Raw genomic sequence first — 14,701 nt, forward strand, 5'->3', positions numbered from 1 at the left:
GCGGCTGAGCCGCCGAGGCCTACGCCTCGAACACCTCACGCACGAGCTGCTCCTGCTCGGCCTGGTGACGCTTCGCGGAACCCACCGCCGGGGACGAGCCGTGCGGACGCGAGATGCGCCGCAGCCGCTCGCCGGCCGGGATGTCCGCGCCGACCGCCAGGTCCAGGTGGTCGATCAGGTTGAGCGCGATGAACGGCCAGGCACCCTGGTTGGCGGGCTCCTCCTGCGTCCACAGGTACTTCTCGGCGTTCGGGTACTTGTTGACCTCCGCCTGGAGCTCCGCACCCGGCAGCGGGTACAGGCGCTCGATGCGGATGATCGCCGTGTCCACGGCGCCGCGCTTCTGCCGCTCGGCCTCGAGGTCGTAGTAGACCTTGCCGGCGCAGAAGACGACCTTGCGGACCGCCGCCGGGTCGACGGTGTTGTCGCCGATGACCGGACGGAACTCGCCCGAGGTGAACTCCTCCGCCTTCGAGGCCGCCGCCTTCAGGCGCAGCATCGACTTCGGGGTGAAGACGACCAGCGGCTTGTGGTGCGGGTTGTGCACCTGCCACCGCAGGAGGTGGAAGTAGTTCGACGGCGAGGTCGGCATCGCGACCGTCATGTTGTTCTGCGCGCAGAGCTGCAGGAAACGCTCCGGGCGGGCCGAGGAGTGGTCCGGGCCCTGGCCCTCGTAGCCGTGCGGCAGCAGCAGGGTGACGCCGGAGGTCTGGCCCCACTTCTGCTCGGCCGAGGAGATGAACTCGTCCACGACGGTCTGGGCGCCGTTGACGAAGTCGCCGAACTGGGCCTCCCACATCACCAGCGCGTCGGGACGGGCCAGCGAGTAGCCGTACTCGAAGCCCATCGCCGCGTACTCGGAGAGCAGCGAGTTGTAGACGTTCAGGCGGGCCTGGTCATCGGAGAGGTACTGCAGCGGCGTGTACTCCTCGCCGGTGCTGCGGTCGATCAGTACCGCGTGGCGCTGGCCGAAGGTGCCGCGCTGGGAGTCCTGGCCCGCGAGCCGGACCGGGGTGCCCTCCAGCAGCAGCGAGCCGACCGCGAGGGTCTCGCCCATGCCCCAGTCGATCGTGCCGTCCTCGACCATCGACGCCCGGCGCTGGAGCTGCGGCTGCAGACGCGGGTGCACGGTGATGTGGTCGGGGACGTTGACCTGGGACTCGGCGATCCGCTTCACGACCTCCGAGGAGATCGCGGTCGGGACCGCGACCGGGAAGCCGTCCTGCGGTGCGTGGGTGTCACCGGCGGCCGGCTGCGAGGTGGCCTCGCGGACCTCGGTGAAGACCTTCTCGAGCTGGCCCTGGTAGTCCTGCAGCGCCTGCTCGGCCTCTTCCAGCGTGATGTCGCCGCGACCGATCAGGGACTCGGTGTAGAGCTTGCGCACCGAGCGCTTCTTGTCGATCAGGTCGTACATCAGCGGCTGCGTGAAGGCCGGGTTGTCCGACTCGTTGTGACCGCGGCGGCGGTAGCAGATGAGATCGATCACCACGTCCTTGTTGAACGCCTGGCGGAACTCGAAGGCGAGCCGCGCGACGCGGACCACGGCCTCCGGGTCGTCGCCGTTCACGTGGAAGATCGGGGCCTCGATCATGCGGGCCACGTCCGTCGCGTACATGGAGGAACGCGAGGACTCGGGGGCCGCGGTGAAGCCGACCTGGTTGTTGATGACGATGTGGACCGTGCCGCCGGTGCGGTAGCCGCGCAGCTGCGACATGTTCAGGGTCTCGGCCACCACGCCCTGGCCCGCGAAGGCCGCGTCGCCGTGGATCGCCACCGGCAGGACGGTGAAGTCCGTGCCGCCCTTGTTGATGATGTCCTGCTTGGCCCGCGCGACGCCCTCGAGGACCGGGTCGACGGCCTCCAGGTGCGAGGGGTTCGCGACCAGCGACACCTTGATCTGCTCGCCGTCCAGGCCGGTGAAGGTGCCCTCGGCGCCCAGGTGGTACTTCACGTCGCCGGAGCCGTGCATCGACTTCGGGTCGAGGTTGCCCTCGAACTCGCGGAAGATCTGCGCGTAGGACTTGCCGACGATGTTGGCGAGGACGTTGAGCCGGCCGCGGTGGGCCATGCCGATGACGACCTCGTCCAGGCGGGACTCGGCCGCCGAGTCGATGACCGCGTCCAGCAGCGGGATGACGGACTCGCCGCCCTCCAGCGAGAAGCGCTTCTGGCCGACGTACTTCGTCTGCAGGAAGGTCTCGAAGGCCTCCGCCGCGTTCAGGCGGCGCAGGATGCGGAGCTGCTCCTCGCGCTCCGGCTTGGAGTGCGGCCGCTCGACGCGGTCCTGGATCCACTTGCGCTGCTTGGGGTCCTGGATGTGCATGAACTCGATGCCGGTGGTGCGGCAGTACGAGTCGCGCAGCACACCGAGGATGTCGCGCAGCTTCATCATGGACTTGCCGGCGAAACCGCCGACGGCGAACTCGCGCTCCAGGTCCCACAGGGTGAGGCCGTGCTCGGTGATGTCCAGGTCGGGGTGCTTGCGCTGCTGGTACTCCAGCGGGTCGGTGTCGGCCATGACGTGGCCGCGGACCCGGTAGGAGTGGATCAGCTCGAAGACGCGGGCGGCCTTGGTGACGTCGTCGTCGTGCGAGGCGTCGATGTCCTTGAGCCAGCGGACCGGCTCGTAGGGGATGCGCAGCGCCTCGAAGATGCCGTCGTAGAAGCCGTTCTCGCCGAGCAGCAGGTTCGCGACCTGGCGGAGGAACTCGCCGGAGGCGGCGCCCTGGATCACCCGGTGGTCGTAGGTCGACGTGAGCGTCATGACCTTCGAGATGCCGAGCTTGTTCAGCGTGTCCTGGCTGGTGCCCTGGAACTCGGCCGGGTAGTCCATGGAGCCGACGCCCATGATCACGGACTGGCCGGGCATCAGACGCGGCACGGAGTGGACGGTGCCGAGACCGCCGGGGTTGGTCAGCGAGACCGTCACGCCGGTGAAGTCGTCCATCGTCAGCTTGCCGTCGCGGGCGCGGCGGACGATGTCCTCGTAGGCCTGCCAGAACTCGAAGAAGTTCAGCGTCTCGGCCTTCTTGATGGCGGCCACGACGAGCTGGCGGTCGCCGTTGGGCTTCACCAGGTCGATGGCCAGGCCGAGGTTGACGTGCGGCGGCTTGACCAGGGTCGGCTTGCCGTCCTTCTCGCCGAACGCGTGGTTCATCGACGGCATGGCCTTGATGGCCTGCACCATCGCGAAGCCGATCAGGTGCGTGAAGGAGATCTTCCCGCCCCGGGCGCGCTTCAGATGGTTGTTGATGACGATGCGGTTGTCGAACAGCAGCTTCACCGGGACCGCGCGGACCGAGGTGGCCGTCGGCAGCTCGAGCGAGGCGTTCATGTTCTTCGCGACGGCGGCGGACGGGCCGCGCAGCGTCACGTACTCCGGGCCCTCGGGGGCCTCTGCGGCCGGGGCCGCCTGGGGCCTCGCCTGGGCCGGCGCCTGTGCGGGCGTCGCCGGCCTGGCCGGAGCGGCGGCGGGGGCCTTCGCCGCGGGGGCGGGAGCCGGAGCGGCGGCCGGGGCCGCGGCGGGCTTCGGGGCGGCCGCCGGCGCCTGCGCCGGAGCGGCCTGGGCCGGAGCGGCCGGCTGGGCCTGGGGAGCCTGGGTGGTGGTCCCTGCGGCCCCCGCGGCCGCAGTACCCGCCGGGGCCGACGCGGCAGGCGCGCCCGGCTTGTAGTCGGCGAAGAAGTCCCACCAGGCGCGGTCTACGGAATTCGGGTCCTGGAGGTACTGCTGATAGATCTCGTCGACGAGCCACTCGTTGGGACCGAACGCGGCGGCGGGGTTCTTCCCGGCTCGGTCGTCGGTCTTGCTGGGGGAGCTCGAGTTACTGGGGGACTGTGGCGACACGGCGGCAACCGCCCTCTTCCGCTTCACAAGGTGATGGACAGCGGGAATAAAGGCTACGCCTCCAAGACCGTGAAGGTCAGGTCGGGTCCGTCCATCGTCACGTAAGTCACATCAGAAATCTTGTTTCAGGGCTTGATATGGCGGGAAACAAGTGTGGTTCCGGATGTGTGAGCGGGTGTGCGGGATCGCCGGGCGGGGCCCGGTGCCGCCGGTCGGCGCGCGTCGTCGGGGCCCGTCCCTGTTCACACGTGTCCGGCTGCGCGGACGCTCGTGGATCTTGAGGTTCCGGTTCGGACCCTACGTCAACTTCGGAAGGAAGTCTCTCCCGGAAGGGTGACGATGATCCGGCAGCCCCGCTCGGATTCGGCCACGCCGATCCGGCCGTTGTGCAGATCGACGGCCCACCGGGCGATCGCCAGGCCCAGGCCCGTGCCGCCGTCGCTGCCCGGACCGTGCGGCCGGGTCACCGCGCCGCGGTTGAACCGCTCGAACACGCGGTGCCACTCCGAGCGCGGGATGCCCGGACCCTCGTCCAGCACCTCCAGCTCCAGCGAGTCCGGCTGCGGCCCGCGCCGTGCCCGCACGGTCACCCGCCCGTGCGGCGGGCTGTGCTTGACCGCGTTGTCGATCAGGTTGACGACCACCTGGTGGATGCGCTCGGGATCCGCGTGCGCGGTCAGCTCGGGCGGGGAGACATCGAGGTGCAGGTGCACGTCCGTGCGGGTGTGGTTGCCGGAGCCCGAGGCGAGGCCCGCGCGCGCCGAGGCGACCATGTTGGCCTCCTTCAGCACGCCCGACAGGTACGGCCACACCTCGAAGCGCCGCATCTTCAGCGGTACGACGCCGTTGTCGAGCCGGGACAGGTCCAGCAGGGTCTCCACGAGCCGGCCGAGCCGCTCGGTCTGCTTCAGGGCCGTCCGCATGGTCTCCGGATCGGCCTCGGTGACCCCGTCGACGATGTTCTCCAGCACCGCGCGCAGTCCCGCGATCGGGGTGCGCAGCTCGTGCGAGACGTTCGCCACCAGCTCCTTGCGCTGGCGGTCCTGGGCCTCCAGCTCGTCCGCCATGGCGTTGATGGTCACCGCGAGGCCGCCCAGCTCGTCCCGGCGGCCCTCGCTCACCCGGCGGGTGTAGTCGCCCTGCGCGATCGAGCGGGCGACCGCGTTCATCTCGTCCAGCGGGGCGGTGAGCGAATGGGCCACGAACTGCGTGATCAGCAGTGTGGCGATCATCGAGAAGACCGTGATGAAGCGCAGCTCCGTCTGCGTGTGCACCGCGATCATCGAGAGACCGGTGGTGATCAGCACCGAGATGACGACCAGCGCGCCCAGCTTGGTCTTGATCGAGAACGGGCGTACGCCGCCGCCCCAGGGGTCCTCCGCGGGGTTCCCGGGGCTCCTCCGTGCGGCCTCCCGCCCCTCGCTCATGGCGTCGGCGTCTCCAGTGCGTATCCGACACCGTGCACCGTGCGGATGCGCTCGGCGCCGATCTTCCGGCGCAGCGCCTTGATGTGGCTGTCCACGGTCCGGGTGCCGGAGGCGTCCGCCCAGTCCCAGACCTCGGCCAGGAGCTGCTCGCGGGAGAGCACCGCGCGCGGGGTGTTCGCCAGGCACACCAGGAGATCGAACTCGGTGGGCGTGAGGTGGACGTCCTCGGACCGCACCCGCACCCGGCGCTGCGCGTGGTCGATCTCCAGCTCGCCGAGCCGCAGGATGCCCGAGCGCGGCGTGGAGGCGGCGACGGCCGCCCGCTCCACCCGCCGCAGCAGGACGTGCACCCGCGCGGCCAGCTCCCGCATCGAGAACGGCTTGGTCATGTAGTCGTCGGCGCCGACGCCGAGCCCGACCAGCATGTCGGTCTCGTCGTCGCGCGCGGTGAGCATCAGCACCGGCACCGGGCGCTGGGCCTGCACGCGCCGGCAGACCTCCAGGCCGTCGAAGCCGGGCAGCATGATGTCGAGGATCAGCAGGTCGGGCTGCCAGGCCTCGGCGGTGTCCACCGCGGCCGGTCCGTCGGCCGCGGTCTGCACGAGGAATCCCTCCGCGCGAAGACGGGCCGCGATGGCGTCGACGATCGTGGAATCGTCCTCGACCACCAGCACCCGGCGCTGTGCGCCGGGGGTGGTCGTGGCCGCGCCGGTCTGGGAGGTGTGTGTCTGCTCCATCGCCCGCCCCTGTTGCTTTCCGGAATCAGTGGGGTGATCCCATGACTGCGATTGACGCTTGAATGATCCGCGTCAGGGCAGCACATTACGGGGACCGACCACGCCGTCGCTATCCAGGGCGGACGGCGAGGTGCACGGCGTCCGGAACGCCCCGGGCAACGGGCACCTCTTCGGTACGCACCTGACGGAATCCGGCATTCCGCAAGGTTCCTTCAAAATCCGGAGAGGGTGCGGCCGACCATACCGCGATCACCCCGTCGGGCTTCAACGCCCTTGCGCACGCGGCGAGTCCGGCGGGGGAGTAGAGACCGTCGTTGTCCTCGGTGACGGTCCAGCCCGGTCCGTTGTCGATGTCGAGGCACAGGGCGTCGAACGTGTCCGATGTCTCCTCGAGGTAGGTGAGGAGGTCCGCCTCGACGATCCGGGTGCGCGGATCGGCGAGCGCCTCGGCGGACAGTTCCGCCAGGGGCCCGCCGCGATGCCACCCGATGACGGCCGGCTCCCGCTCGACGACCGTGATCCGCCCCCAGCGTCCGCCGGCCGCGGCGTGTGCGAGCGAGAACCCCACGCCCAGCCCGCCGATCAGCGCCTCGGGCGCCGGACGCCCGTCCAGCGCGTCGTACGCGGCGTCCACCAGCAGCCGCTCCGAGCGGCCGTCGGAGGTGTCCATCAGGAAGCAGCCGTTGGCGATGATCTGCAGCAGTGCGCCGTGCCTGCGCAGCACCACCTCGCCGTACGGGCCTTCGCGACGGTCCAGGACCACGGGTGAGTCGTGCACGGCAGTCATGCGCCCATCCTGCTCCGATCCGGTGTCGCGGGCACCGTGATTTCGGTGATCGCTGACAGCGAACAGTGAGCCGGGAACAACAGCGAGGCGTCATGCATTGAGTCGGCATAGCTCAAGTTGACTGCCTAAGGGGAGATCATGGCTGCTGAGTCCACGGCGTTCACGCTCGTACTGCCGGTGCTGCCGCTCGACGACGAGGTCGTCCTGCCCGGCATGGTGGTCCCGCTGGATATGAGCGATGCCGAGGTACGCGCAGCGGTGGAGGCGGCGCAGGCCGCCGCCCGCTCGGAGCCGGGCAAGCCCCGGGTCCTGCTGGTGCCGCGCGTCGACGGCACCTACGCCAGGACGGGCGTGCTGGGTACCGTCGAACAGGTCGGCCGGCTGGCCGACGGCGACCCGGGCGCGCTGATCCGGGGCCGCGGGCGCGTGCGCATCGGCGCCGGCACGACGGGCCCGGGCGCGGCCCTGTGGGTGGAGGGCGCGCGGATCGACGAGACCGTGCCGGAGCCCCTGCCCGGCCAGGTCGCCGACCTGGTCAAGGAGTACAAGGCCCTGGCCACCGCGTGGCTGCGCAAGCGCGGCGCCTGGCAGATCGTGGACCGGGTCCAGGCCATCGACGACGTCTCCGCGCTCGCCGACAACTCCGGGTACTCGCCCTTCCTGACCACCGAGCAGAAGGTCGAGCTGCTGGAGACCGCCGACCCGGCGGCCCGGCTGAGGCTCGCCACCCGGCAACTGCGCGACCACCTCGCCGAACAGGACGTCGCCGAGACCATCGCCAAGGACGTCCAGGAGGGCGTCGACAAGCAGCAGCGCGAGTTCCTGCTCCGCCGCCAGCTCGAGGCCGTCCGCAAGGAGCTGCGCGAGCTGAACGGCGAGAGCGACGGCGAGGAGTCGGACGACTACCGTGCCCGCGTCGAGACCGCCGACCTGCCGGAGAAGGTCCGCGAGGCGGCCCTGAAGGAGGTCGACAAGCTGGAGCGGTCCAGCGACCAGTCGCCCGAGGGTTCGTGGATCAGGACCTGGCTGGACACGGTGCTGGAGATGCCGTGGAACGAGCGCACCGAGGACGCCTACGACATCCAGGGGGCCAGGGCCGTGCTCGACGCCGAGCACGCGGGCCTCGAGGACGTCAAGGAACGCATCACCGAGTACCTGGCGGTGCGCAAGCGGCGCGGTGAGCGCGGCCTCGGCGTGATCGGCGGGCGGCGCGGAGGCGCCGTGCTGGCGCTCGTGGGTCCGCCCGGCGTCGGCAAGACCAGCCTCGGCGAGTCCGTCGCGCACGCCATGGGGCGGAAGTTCGTCCGGGTCGCCCTCGGCGGCGTACGGGACGAGGCCGAGATCCGCGGTCACCGGCGCACCTACGTCGGCGCGTTGCCCGGCCGGATCGTCCGTGCCGTCAAGGAGGCCGGGTCCATGAACCCGGTGGTGCTGCTCGACGAGATAGACAAGGTGGGCTCCGACTTCCGGGGCGACCCTGCCGCGGCCCTGCTCGAGGTCCTCGACCCCGCGCAGAACCACACCTTCCGGGACCACTACCTGGAGGTCGAACTCGACCTGTCCGACGTGGTCTTCCTCGCCACCGCGAACGTCCTGGAGGCCGTCCCGGAGGCGCTCGCGGACCGTATGGAGATCGTCCGCCTCGACGGCTACACCGAGGACGAGAAGGTCGTCATCGCCCGTGACCACCTGCTCCCGCGCCAGCTCGAGCGGGCCGGCCTGGACCGGGACGAGGTCACGATCGACGAGGGCGCGCTGCGCAGGCTCGCCGGCGAGTACACCCGCGAGGCGGGTGTGCGGACCCTCGAACGGTCCCTGGCCCGGCTGCTGCGCAAGGTCGCGGCCCAGCACGAACTCGGCACACGCGAGCTGCCGTTCACCGTCCGGGACGAGGACCTGCGCGCGCTGATCGGACGCCCGCACCACGTGCCCGAGTCCGCCCAGGACCCGGCCGAGCGACGCACCGCCGTCCCCGGCGTGGCGACCGGCCTCGCGGTCACCGGTGCCGGCGGCGACGTGCTCTTCGTGGAGGCGTCCCTCGCCGACCCGGAGACCGGCGCGGCCGGGCTGACGCTGACCGGCCAGCTCGGTGACGTGATGAAGGAGTCGGCGCAGATCGCGCTGAGCTTCCTGCGCAGCCACGGCGCCGAACTGGAGCTGCCGGTGGGCGACCTGAAGGACCGGGGCGCGCACATCCACTTCCCGGCGGGCGCGGTCCCGAAGGACGGGCCGAGCGCGGGCATCACCATGACCACCGCCCTCGCGTCCCTGCTCTCCGGGCGGCTGGTCCGCACCGACGTGGCGATGACCGGCGAGGTCTCGCTGACCGGCCGGGTGCTGCCCGTCGGCGGGGTGAAGCAGAAACTGCTCGCCGCCCACCGCGCCGGGGTGAGCACCGTCATCATCCCCAAGCGCAACGAGCCCGACCTGGACGACGTCCCGGCCGAGGTGCTGGACCGCCTCGACGTCCACACCGTGACCGACGTGCGCCAGGTGCTGGAGCTGGCCCTCGCGCCCGCCTCGAACGGCGCGGAGCCGGAGGTTCCGGTGGCGGCGTGACGGACGCTCCCGGATGAGGGAGGGCCCGGGTCCCGCACGGGACCCGGGCCCTCACCGCTTCCGCCGGCGGGGCGGCGCCGCCCTCAGCCCGCGGCCAGCGACTGCTCCGCCCACACGGTCTTGCCCACCCTGTCGTGCCGGGTGCCCCAGCGTTCGGAGAGCTGGGCGACCAGCAGCAGTCCCCGGCCCCCCTCGTCGTAGATCCGGGCGCGCCGCATGTGCGGGGTGGAGCCGCTGGCGTCGTAGACCTCGCAGATCAGGGTCGCGTCCTGGTGGATGAGGCGCAGCCGGATGGGCGGCCGGCCGTAGCGGATGGCGTTGGTGACCAGCTCGCTGACCATCAGCTCGGTGGTGAAGGAGGCTTCCTCCAGCCGCCACGCGGCGAGCTGGTCGCTCGCGTGCCTGCGGGCCCGGGCCACCACCGTGGGGTCGCTGGTCAGCTCCCAGCAGGCCACCCGGTCGGCGTGCAGCGCGCGGGTGCGGGCGACGAGCAGGGCGACGTCGTCCTCGGGGCGGTGGCTGAGCAGTTCGGTCAGGACCCGGTCGCAGACCGCGTCCGGCGTCGGCGCGGGCCGGGCGAGGGCGTCGAACATCTGGTCCAGCGCCTCGTCGATGTCGTGGTCCCGGGCCTCGAGCAGTCCGTCGGTGTAGAGGACGAGCATGCTGCCCTCGGGCAGCTCGGTCTCCAGGGCTTCGAAGGGCAGCCCGCCGAGGCCGAGCGGCGGGCCGGCGGGCACGTCGAGAAGGCGCACGGCTCCGTCCGGGGTGACCACGGCGGGCGGGGGATGGCCGGCCCGGGCGAGGGCGCAGTGGCGCGAGACCGGATCGTAGACCGCGTACAGACACGTGGTCCCGATGCCTCCCGCCGCCTCGGCGGCCGGGTGTCCGCGCTGCCCTCGTCGGCGGCCAGCCGCAGCACGAGGTCGTCGAGATGGGTGAGGAGCTCGTCCGCCGGGAGGTCGACGTCGGCCAGGGTGCGCACCGCCGTGCGCAGCCGGCCCATGGTGGCGGAGGCCCGCGTCCCGTGCCCGACGACGTCCCCGACGACCAGGGCGACCCGCGCCCCGGACAGCGGGATCACGTCGAACCAGTCACCGCCCACTCCGGCCCGGGTGGCCGCCGGCAGGTACCGGCCGGCGATGTCCAGCGCCGCCTGGTCGGGAAGGGGGTGCGGCAGCGTGCCGCGCTGCACGGCCAGGGTGGTGCCGTGGGTCCGGGAGTAGCGCCGCTCGTTGTGCAGGCCGGTGGCCGCCCGGGCGGTCAGTTCCTCGGCCAGCCGCAGGTCCTCCGGGCCGAACGGCTCGGTGCGCCGGTCCCGGGTGAACAGGGCGACGCCGAGGGCGGCTCCCTCGGCGAGCAGCGGCACCACGATCAGCGAGTGCGTGCCGGACGCGCTCAGCCACGCGGCACCGGGGTCCACTTCCACCCACCCCGAGATCACCGGGTCCGAGGCGTCGTGCAGGACGGACCGGCCGCTGGCCAGGGACCGGGCGGGCGGCGTCCCCGGCTCGTAGGCCACCGTCCCGCCCACCCCGGGCCCGGCCGGGGGGCCGCCGTTGTCGGACTCGGCCCGCACCGCGGCGCGGCGCAGGACGACCGGGTGGGTGCCGCCGGCGGAGGCGTCCTCCGGGCCGCCGGGGGCGCGCGGGGAGTCGAAGAGGTCCACCGCCATGAAGTCCGCGAGCCGGGGCACCGCGGCGTCGGCCAGTTCCCGCGCGGTGCGCTCCAGGCCCGGGGCGATGGGATCGTGCGCGGCGTTCCGGTCCGGGGCGCGCTCCCGGGCCGCGGGGCCCGGGGAGTGCCGGTGGGTGGCGAGACAGACCGCGCGCACCGTGCCGGTCCCGTCCTTGAGCGGGGTGAGGACGGTGGGCCGGTCGAGGTCGGGGCCGAGCACGGCCCGCATCTCGTGCGGCTCCCCGGTCTCCAGCACCTGGCGCATGGTCCGCTCGGCCTCGTCCCGCTCCGGCCCGGGCGCGATGTGCGTCAGCCGCAGCCCGCGCATCGCGTCCTCGGGCAGGGACAGCGCCCGCTCCAGCCGGCGGTTGGCACGCATCAGCCGCAGTTCGGTGTCGAAGATCGCCAGCGGGAAGGGGGACTGGATGAAGGTCCACTCCTCCAGCGGCTCACCGCGCGGCTGCGGCCGGTCCGCCACGGCGGTGACCACGAGCCAGTCGGCCTCACCGGCCCGCGGGGTGCGGCGGTGGGCGAGCAGCCCCTGCTCCAGTCGCCGGCCGTCACGGTGCCGCAGCGCCACCGTGCCGTGCCAGCGGTCCTGCCCGGCCGGGGGGTGCCGGACGGCCGTGCCGTCTGCGGCGGCGAGCAGCGCGGCGGCCGGACGCCCGACGACCGCCGCGGCCTCGTAACCGAGGAGCCTGCGGGCGCCTTCGCTCCAGCCGGTGAGGATGCCCTGCTCATCGATGGTGGCCGTGGCCGTGTACGTCGACTGTCGCTCCATCGCCGCTCATCCCGCCGTTGTCCGCAGGCTCTCCCTGACCAGCATGATCCCGGGCGGCGCGGAGCACCAACGCAGCGGGACGGCGGCCGCCCGACGACGGCCGCCGTGCCGGAACACGGGGCGGGGATCAGCCGTTGGCCAGTGCCTGCACCCGGTCCAGCGCGCCGTTGAACCTGTCGTGGTCGCCGACGGTCGGGCCGGACGAGGTGTACTGCCACATCGTGTAGTACGACCATCCCGCCGGCAGTGTCCCCACGGTCGAGGCGTAGCGGGCGATCCACAGCGGGTTCCTGGTGGCGAAGCCGCCGTAGTCGCCGGTGCAGTCGCTCCACCAGCTCGTCGCCGTGTAGATCACCGCGTCCCGGCCGGTGCGCGCCCTGTAGGTGTTCAGGAAGTCGGAGATCCAGCTGACCATCCCGCCGGCCGTCTTGCCGTAGCAGGCGGCGCCGTAGGGGTTCCACTCGATGTCGAGCACTCCGGGCAGGGTCTTGCCGTCCCGCGACCAGCCGCCGCCGTGGTCCACGAAGTAGTTGGCCTGGGTGGCGCCGTTCGTGGTGTCCGGGGTGGCGAAGTGGTACGCGCCGCGGATCATGCCGACGTTGTACGAGCCGTTGTACTGCTGGGCGAAGTACGGGTTCGTGTAGTACGTGCCCTCCGTGGCCTTGGTGTAGGCCCAGCGGACGCCGGTGTTCCAGAGGGTGGACCAGGCGACGTTGCCCTGGTGGCCGGAGACGTCCACCCCCTCGGTGGGGGTGGCGTCACCGGTGCTGGGGGTGCCTGACCGCCCGTCGTGGGCGGCCACCCCCATGCCCATGGACGCCGAGCCGCGGCCGGGGGCGGCCGCCGCCCGGGCGGAGGTGAGCGGAAGGGCGAGGCCGAGCGCCGTGAGCAGGGCCGTGACGAGGACGGCGAGCGGGCGTGGACGGAGGGAGACGGGTCTGTGCGCGGGCATGACGTGCCTCCGGGGAGAGGAGTGGGGGGATCGTGGGGTGACCGCTGAACCACTGGTGTGGGCATGTCAGTGCTTGCCTGCCACTGAAGCTACGCACGTAGATGACACCGTGGGAAGGGGGGCCGGATGCTGCCGTTGGTCTAAGCCTGCGAAATACTTGAAGAGCTGCGGCTATGACGGCGGTTGGCGAAAACTTTCAGGACGGCGAAACCGATCAGGGGTGCTGACGTGCACGAGGACGCAAACGGCGACGTACGCGGTGTCACCGGGCAGGTGACGCCCAGTGGTGCAGACCAGGAGTTCCTGGCACTGGAACGCGAGTTGACCGTGCTCCTCAGGCGGGCGCGGGCCAACCAGGGCGAGATGGCCCGCGAGGTCCACCCCGACCTGGAGTCCTCCGCGTACGGTCTGCTCATCCGCCTCGACGAGCTCGGCGGCCAGCGCGCCACCGAGCTCGCCGCCTACATCGGCGTGGGGAAGGCCACCATGTCCCGCCAGCTCCGGGCCCTGGAGGAACTCGGGCTGATCGCCCGCGAGCCCGACCCGGCCGACGGCCGCGCCTGGCTGGTCACCCTGACCGACGAGGGCCGCGGCCGCGTCGGCACGGTCCGCGAGGCCCGCCGCGCCCGCTACGTCAGCCAGCTCGCCCACTGGGACCGCCGCGAGGTGTCGGAACTGGCCAGACTTCTGCATGAGTTGAACGGCGTCATGGAGCGCTGAGGGCAGAGCACCGGGCGCGGAACGCCGGCCGTGGGTGCCGGGCGCGGGCGCCGCGCCCCGTGCTCACAGCTCGGCGTACACCACCGTCGCGTCGTCGTGCGTCTTGCCGCGGCCCAGGTACGCCCGCTCCTCCCGGTCCGAGGCCTCCAGGGCGCGCACCCGGTCCACCAGCGAGCGGGCGCCCTCCTGCGCGACGAGGGTGAACAGATCGGCCCAGTCGCCCTCCCCGAAGCGCTCCGTCCAGCGGGTCGCGCCGTCCGACAGCGCCGCCAGCGCCCGGACCCGGTCCCGCGGGAGGGTGCCGGCGACCGCGCGGCCCGCGACGGAGGGGTCGGCTGCGGCCGTGAAGAAGCCGCCCTCCCGGTTGCGCAGGTCGGCGTCGACCAGCGCGTCGCTGGCCAGGGCGGAGCGGGGCAGCCGGGCCAGCCGGTCGTCCAGCACCGCGGTGACCGTGCCGTCGGGGGCCTGCAGGAGCAGGGCGGCGTCGGACAGCACCAGGTACTCCACCAGGTCGGCGGACCAGCGGGCCAGCGCCACGGTTGCCTGCGGCGTGCGCGGGTGAGAAAGGTCACAACCGTCCGCGTGGGCCCCGGCCGTCCGGGCGATACCCCGCGACAGGACCTCCCGCAGCGTCAGATCTCGGCCGGAAACGGCCAGCTCGGTCAGCGCCCCGCCGAGCCGTGACGTGAACCAGGGGACGGAGTGCCCGCAGCCCGTGCCGCCGCGTGGCGGCGTCACTCCGTCCAGCAAGATCACACAACCACCCTGACCGGAGGCCGGGAGTCCGACGCCCGCGAAGTCCTCGTTGGGGCGGTTCGCGTCGCCGGGCTCCGAAACGAGATCAGTTCGCATCCGGCCAGTCTGCACCAGCCCTTCACAGCCTCCGCCAAAGGCTGCCAACCATCGCCGAATTGGCACCCCCTCGCAGGTCAGGTGCCTGCTTTGGGGGTAAATGACGCACTCCGGAAAGGCGTGGTGGCGAATACTGCCAAAGCCTGCCGCGCGCGTCCAACCGGCCCGCCGCACCCACGCGGCGCACACGCCGCTGGAACTTGCCCGCCAACTCCCCTCCGATGTTCACTCCTTCGAGTGGCGGGTCAGGTGATGCGCGACCACTGCCCACCGGCGCTGGGAGGGTCGGGAACCGTATGAACCGGGTGTACGCACCACTTGGCCCCGAGACAACGGGGCGCCACCCGGGCCCTTGAGCAGACGAGTTC

8 protein-coding genes and 1 pseudogene are annotated in these 14,701 nt (G+C 72.0%); 2 read left to right on the plus strand and 7 right to left on the minus strand.

All coding sequences use genetic code 11. From position 1 onward, the window contains the following. Positions 1 to 19 precede the first annotated feature (19 nt). The 4 genes from MXD57_RS08565 to MXD57_RS08580 all read right to left on the minus strand — a co-directional run bounded on the left by MXD57_RS08565 (position 20) and on the right by MXD57_RS08580 (position 6,795). Entirely contained in the window at positions 20 to 3,844 is a 3,825-nt protein-coding gene (locus tag MXD57_RS08565) for a multifunctional oxoglutarate decarboxylase/oxoglutarate dehydrogenase thiamine pyrophosphate-binding subunit/dihydrolipoyllysine-residue succinyltransferase subunit (protein ID WP_250400722.1), read from the minus strand. Positions 3,845 to 4,146: 302 nt separating this feature from the next. Next, positions 4,147 to 5,271 carry a HAMP domain-containing sensor histidine kinase gene (locus tag MXD57_RS08570; RefSeq protein ID WP_250400723.1) on the minus strand — a complete coding sequence of 375 codons (1,125 nt, stop codon included), beginning with the start codon at positions 5,269 to 5,271 and terminating at the stop codon, positions 4,147 to 4,149. Beyond that, complete coding sequence (locus tag MXD57_RS08575) at positions 5,268 to 6,008, minus strand: response regulator transcription factor (RefSeq protein ID WP_250400724.1); 741 nt, start codon at positions 6,006 to 6,008, stop codon at positions 5,268 to 5,270. Before MXD57_RS08575 ends, MXD57_RS08570 begins: the two co-directional genes overlap by 4 nt. 109 nt (positions 6,009 to 6,117) lie before the next feature. Next, positions 6,118 to 6,795: a spermidine synthase gene (locus MXD57_RS08580; RefSeq protein ID WP_250400725.1), complete on the minus strand. Its 678-nt coding sequence runs from the start codon at positions 6,793 to 6,795 to the stop codon at positions 6,118 to 6,120. Positions 6,796 to 6,933: 138 nt separating this feature from the next. On the opposite strand from MXD57_RS08580, the gene lon reads away from it, so the two are divergent. After that, positions 6,934 to 9,354, plus strand: coding sequence for an endopeptidase La (gene lon / locus MXD57_RS08585; protein ID WP_250400726.1), 2,421 nt, complete (start codon positions 6,934 to 6,936; stop codon positions 9,352 to 9,354). A gap of 83 nt (positions 9,355 to 9,437) precedes the next feature. Here lon and MXD57_RS32155 read toward each other — a convergent pair. Both MXD57_RS32155 and MXD57_RS08595 read right to left on the minus strand, forming a co-directional pair. Continuing rightward, positions 9,438 to 11,809, minus strand: a pseudogene (locus MXD57_RS32155) (SpoIIE family protein phosphatase). A gap of 127 nt (positions 11,810 to 11,936) precedes the next feature. Further along, on the minus strand, positions 11,937 to 12,761 hold the full coding sequence (locus MXD57_RS08595; protein ID WP_250400727.1) for a lysozyme: 825 nt from the start codon (positions 12,759 to 12,761) through the stop codon (positions 11,937 to 11,939). 228 nt (positions 12,762 to 12,989) lie between these two features. On the opposite strand from MXD57_RS08595, the gene MXD57_RS08600 reads away from it, so the two are divergent. Beyond that, positions 12,990 to 13,481, plus strand: coding sequence for a MarR family winged helix-turn-helix transcriptional regulator (locus MXD57_RS08600; protein WP_250400728.1), 492 nt, complete (start codon positions 12,990 to 12,992; stop codon positions 13,479 to 13,481). 63 nt (positions 13,482 to 13,544) lie between these two features. Here the strand turns inward: MXD57_RS08600 and MXD57_RS08605 are convergent, their stop codons facing one another. Continuing rightward, positions 13,545 to 14,333, minus strand: coding sequence for a protein phosphatase 2C domain-containing protein (locus tag MXD57_RS08605; protein WP_250400729.1), 789 nt, complete (start codon positions 14,331 to 14,333; stop codon positions 13,545 to 13,547). Positions 14,334 to 14,701 lie beyond the last annotated feature (368 nt).

The sequence above is a fragment of the Streptomyces cellostaticus genome (genome assembly GCF_023630175.1).
GTDB lineage: Bacteria > Actinomycetota > Actinomycetes > Streptomycetales > Streptomycetaceae > Streptomyces > Streptomyces cellostaticus_A.